This window comes from Mycobacterium sp. (assembly GCF_032162105.1).
Taxonomy (GTDB): Bacteria; Actinomycetota; Actinomycetes; order Mycobacteriales; family Mycobacteriaceae; genus Mycobacterium.
Window position 1 is genome coordinate 1 of sequence record NZ_JAVRPS010000554.1, and the last position, 5,017, is coordinate 5,017.

Below are 5,017 nucleotides of genomic sequence, written 5' to 3' on the forward strand. Positions count from 1 at the left end.
CATTACCCGGCTCGGAAATTGCCCTGTGAGCGAACGGAACTGCAAATGACTGAAAACCTCAATGCCGTGGCACGAACGCTGATCGACGGCCCGCACGTCGCAACCATTGCGACATCGAATGCCGACGGCCGACCCCAATCGTCCGTCATCTACGAGATGTACGACCGATACATGGACGGCGTGGCACCGCCTCCCGAGCCTGAATCCGAGCGGGTGATCGTGCGGATCACACCCGAAAAGCTCTATCGCTGGCCACCCGTCCCAGTCGAGTCATGGCGACGAGCGAGGGAGGATCCAAAGAGCTTGCAGCACACCGTGTTAGCGAAAGTAGGGCCATTGTGGATACGGTGGTTTATCCAGGCTCAGCGGCGAGCTCCATGCGGTGCACCTGTTCCATCATCTGCTCGATGGACCCGACGATCAGTGGCGCCTGGCGACGGATCTCGGCGAGATCGCGCCGATATGGCGTTACGTCGGGAACCTTGGCCGCGACGATCTTCTCGATCTGCTCGATTTCCGTCGCGATCCAACCGAGGGGATCCGCCCTGATCGCAGGTTCGAACTGGCGATCGCCGGGTTCGTCACCGGCCATCAAGGGGTGGTAGTGCATCCTGTCGCGGGCGCCGGGCCCCGCGGCGAGGGAGCCGAACAGATCGGCGCGCCATATCGCGGTCCGGATAGCGATGGGATAGGCGGAGTACCGAGAGCCCGACAGCGGCTGGTTCTCGATGAGCCGAACCTCGACACGGACGCCACGCTCAGGCCCTTCCTCCCCCGGTTCCGGGTCTGGCTCGACGAAGTAGACGTCCTCGATCACGATTCCCAGACGTTGGTAGAGATAGGCGACGTTCATGAGGGCTCCAATGCTGGCCGATCGTTGGTTCGCTAATTGTGGTGTCGTGCAACGGTTGCGTCGTAATCACGGGAGAAGACCAGATCCTCGCCCTCCCACGCCCGCACCGTCGTCCGCACCAAGAAGTCCGACGCCGTGCTGCTCATCGTCGAGCTGGTCTCCACTCGTGTCGACCAACCATCGTCTCTCGACATCACGACAGTGCGGCTCAGCTCCAGACGCGCCGAGAGCGGATCACGGTCTCTGATCACGAAATGCCCATCCTCGGTGTCGTCGTATAGCAGTCCGTTGGGAAAGCGTTGGATCCCATTGAGGTCTCGGCGCAGCGTGTAGACGTGCTCCCCAGTCTGCGCGTCCACGGCCGTCTCCCCCATCAGCGGCCGCCGCGGCCGCAGTGATTGGACTGCCGGCGCCGCGGTGACGACCGGTGGACCCCAGACGGGCGGGGGCAGCACTGCCTCGTCCGGCTGTTGTGGCAGCGCCAGTGTTCCTCCGCGGACGGTCACGGTCGCCTCTTCGGGGGCCGGCCAAATCCATGGCCAATACGTGGTCGAGAGCGCGACTCGGAGCCGGTGCCCTGGCGCAATCGTTGCAGCCACACCTTTGAGGGGGATTGCGACGTCGTAGACCTTTCCCGGCTCGAGCGCCACGGCGTGGTCGTGGCCTTCACGGTGGGTAAGGTTTAGCGCGCCACGCGTCAGCAGCAACGACGTGCCATCGGGGGCGACGTCGCACAGACGCACTATCACATGTGCTTGTGGCTTGTCGGCCTCAACGGCAAGCCGCAGCAGCGGCTCCCCGACGAACTCCAGTGGTGTGTTCTGTTGCGGCCCAGCGAATGTCAGCGACTCGCCGTCCTCGGGAGCCTGATCGGCAGGCAGGTCGGTGGGATTGCCCCACGGCAACCAGGATCCCGCCAGCGAACCGAATGATTGCGGCGTACGGCAGGTCAACGCGAACGGGCCCGACGGTGCGCGGTCGAGCGCTCCGTCGGAAGAGAGATGCAACACGACGGCACCACGATCTATCGTCGGCACCAGGGCACTGGAACGCCATGAGCCGCTGCGGATGTCAGAGTCGGCGGCGGGCGGGTCCCATTCCTGCTGGTGGTACCGGAGTGGCGGCTCGTCCTCGATTCCGTTCGCAACACCCTTGAGCCAATGATCCCACCAGCGCACCGCCTCCTGGAGGTAGCCGATCGAGGGTCCGGGTACGGCGCGCTCGGGCCACGTGTGACCCCACGGTCCGATGATCACCCACACCGGAGCGTTGTCGATATGGAGCCCCATTCGCAGTGCCGAGTCGGTATAGGCGTCTGCCCAGCCGCTCAGCGCAAGCGTCGGAACCTCGATGCGCCCGTAATCGGCGGCAATGGAACCCGTACGCCAGTACTCGTCGCGGGTGGGGTGCGAGAGCCAGTGTTGGCTGAGCATCCGATTGGCTTCCAGGCGTTCCAGCCACATCCGCCGCCAATCTGATCCGACGACGGCAGGGTCGGGGGGACGCGCATTGAAACCAGTCATCACATGCGACCAGACGTGCATGTAAAAGCCCAGCACCGCGCCGCCGATGTAGTGCACATCGTTGAGAAAACGGTCATCGCTTGAACATGCGGTGATCACCGCCGCCAGGCCAGGTGCCCGGTTCCATGCCGCGAGCGCTGACGAGCAACCACTCCACGAGATCCCCGTCGCACCGACCTTGCCGGTGCACCAGGACTGCTCGCTCGCCCACGAGATCGCATCGGCCACGTCGGCCTGTTCCTGTTCGGAATACTCGTCATCGAGAACGCCATCGGAGTCGCCACTGCCGCGCAGATCGACCCTGATGCACACGTACCCGTGTGCGGCGACGTAGCGGTACCGCATCTCGTCGTCGACCAGACTGATGTCGCCGCGACGGTACGGTATGGCTTCCAAAACCGCTGGTGCCACCGGGGTCTCGGGAAACCACACTCGAGCCGCGAGCCGTCGCCCATCCCGCATCGGGATCCATACTGGGTCGACGATCCGGATGCGCTGTGGGAGTTCCTCCTGCGGGATGACGGTCGGTTCACCCATGAGGGCATGCGAGGTCACAGTGTGGGGATGACCCATAGGTCTTCTCCTGCGATGTCGACCACGACCTGGTCTCCGCGCGTGAGCCCGGCCGGAATGGTGTGGCTCGGCTGCACCAGGGCGAGACTGACACCACCTCCACCCTGAACGAGGACCGAGGTTTGGGGACCTTGGAAACTGACGTCCTCGACCGTGAACTTCGCCCCGGTACCGGACCGCGTCAACGTCGCCACCTCTGGTCGGATGATCACGATGGCATCCGATCCCAATCCGTCCGCGGCGGGAGCCCTGCGGCGTCCGAACAGCGGGATGTCGACATCGGCGGTATCCGACTCCTGCGCTATCACCTTGGCCGTCAACTGATTACGTGCACCTACGAAGTCGGCGACGAACGGCGTGGCCGGCCTGCCATATACGTCCCGCGGCGTCCCAACCTGGACCAGCACACCCTGGTCCATCACTCCGACCCGATCGGACATCGCGAAGGCCTCTTCCTGGTCATGCGTGACATAGACGAAGGTGATCCCGACTTCGTGCTGAATCTGTTTGAGCAGCAACTGCATTTGGCGCCGCAGACGCAGGTCGAGAGCACCCAGAGGTTCATCGAGGAGCAGCACTGCCGGGTCGAGCACCAGGGCGCGCGCCAATGCGACACGCTGCTGCATTCCCCCCGACAGCTCACGGGGCCGAGCGTGCTCGCGCCCGGCCAGCTCAACCAGCTTGAGCATGTGTTGCACCTTGTCCCGCACATCGCGTCCCTTGCCGTGCTTCTCCTTGAGACCGAAGGCGATGTTCTCGGCAACCGTGAGATGGGGAAACAACGCGTAATTCTGAAACACGGTGTGCACGTTGCGGTTGTACGCCGGTATCGCGGTCACGTCGCGTCCCTCGAGCATGATCGTGCCCGACGTGGAGTTCTCGAAGCCTGCGATCATCCGTAGGGTGGTCGTCTTGCCGCAACCGCTGGGACCGATGAGCGAGAAGAACTCTCCATCCTTCAGCGCGAGGTCGATATCTTCGACCACATTCTTCTTGCCGTAGCTGCGTCGTAGCCCGCGCAGCTCGAGCACGGGCCATTCACTAGATTGATCCACCGCGGCAAATCTCCTTCAGGACTGTGACCGGTCGCGCGCACCGGCGACCGCCCGAATGTTGGTAGCGGCGATGAGCAGGGCGACCGCTACGAGCGTCGCGACCATGACCGTGGCCGCGATGGCGTTGACCTCGGGGGTTACGTGCTGGCGGATCATTCCCATCATCAGGATCGGCAGGGTCTCGGTATCGGGCCCGCTGAGGAACGTCGTGCTCAATACGTCGTCGAAGGAGAATGCGAACGACAGCAGCGCCGACACGAACAGCGCGGGCGCCAGCAGCGGCACTGTCACTCGCCGGAATGTCCTCATCGGTGTGGCTCCGAGATCCGCGGCCGCGTCAGCGTAGCGGTCGGAGATCCCGGCATATCGGGCCTGGATGACCACCGTCGCATATGCCGAGCAGAACAGCGCGTGCCCGACGACGACGGTCGCGACGCCAAAGCCGATGCCGAGGTAGTCGAACAGCAGATACAGTCCGACGGCGGTCACCACCTCGGGCAGGATCAGGCGGGCATAGGTGGTGAGAGTGAACGCGGTTTGGGCCCGTCTCGGCAACAAGCGGGCGGCCAGCGTAGTCATCACACCGATGACCACCGAGACCACGGTCGCGAGCAGCCCGATGACAACGCTGTTCCAAAAGGCGACACGAATCCGGTCGTCGCCGATGATCTCGCCGAACCAGCGCAGACTCACGCCGGTCCAATCCGTCACTGTGTCACCAGCATTGAGCGAATTGATCGCCACGGCCAGGATCGGCAGGTTGAGCAGCAGAAGAACCGCGTTCAGCATGATGGTGGGAAACAGCGGACGCTTCCTGGCCTTCACAGCACATCCTCGAGTTGACGAATTCTCTTGCGGCTGGCGACCAGAACCACGATGAGCAGCCCCATCAAGGTGGCGGCGAGGGCTGAACCCAATGGAAAATCGCCCACACCAAGGAATTTGTCGCGGATGACGTTGCCGACCATCAGCGTCTTCCCGCCACCCAGGATGGCGGGAATCGTGTACTCCCC

At 63.7% G+C, this 5,017-nt stretch carries 4 protein-coding genes and 1 pseudogene; all 5 read right to left on the minus strand.

The window, feature by feature from the left end:
- Nucleotides 1-352 precede the first annotated feature (352 nt).
- Nucleotides 353-853 (minus strand): hypothetical protein, encoded by a 501-nt coding sequence (locus QOC69_RS28390; protein ID WP_526445860.1) that lies wholly within the window; start codon nucleotides 851-853, stop codon nucleotides 353-355.
- A 32-nt stretch (nucleotides 854-885) separates the two neighbouring features.
- The gene (locus QOC69_RS28395) at nucleotides 886-2,913 is read right to left on the minus strand and encodes a CocE/NonD family hydrolase (RefSeq protein ID WP_526445861.1); all 2,028 of its coding nucleotides are present in this window, start codon (nucleotides 2,911-2,913) and stop codon (nucleotides 886-888) included.
- A 14-nt stretch (nucleotides 2,914-2,927) separates the two neighbouring features.
- Entirely contained in the window at nucleotides 2,928-4,004 is a 1,077-nt protein-coding gene (locus QOC69_RS28400; RefSeq protein ID WP_526445862.1) for an ABC transporter ATP-binding protein, read from the minus strand.
- A gap of 15 nt (nucleotides 4,005-4,019) precedes the next feature.
- A complete protein-coding gene (locus tag QOC69_RS28405) occupies nucleotides 4,020-4,829 on the minus strand; it encodes an ABC transporter permease (protein WP_526445863.1) in 810 nt (269 codons plus the stop codon).
- A pseudogene (locus tag QOC69_RS28410) lies at nucleotides 4,826-5,017 on the minus strand (hypothetical protein); the annotation flags it as partial. The gene QOC69_RS28405 and the pseudogene QOC69_RS28410, both read right to left, overlap by 4 nt.

Bases quoted from the DNA above. Each gene is read 5' to 3' on its own strand.
- QOC69_RS28390 (WP_526445860.1), bottom strand. From the start codon at position 853: ATGAACGTCGCCTATCTCTACCAACGTCTGGGAATCGTGATCGAGGAC.
- QOC69_RS28395 (WP_526445861.1), bottom strand. From the start codon at position 2,913: ATGGGTGAACCGACCGTCATCCCGCAGGAGGAACTCCCACAGCGCATC.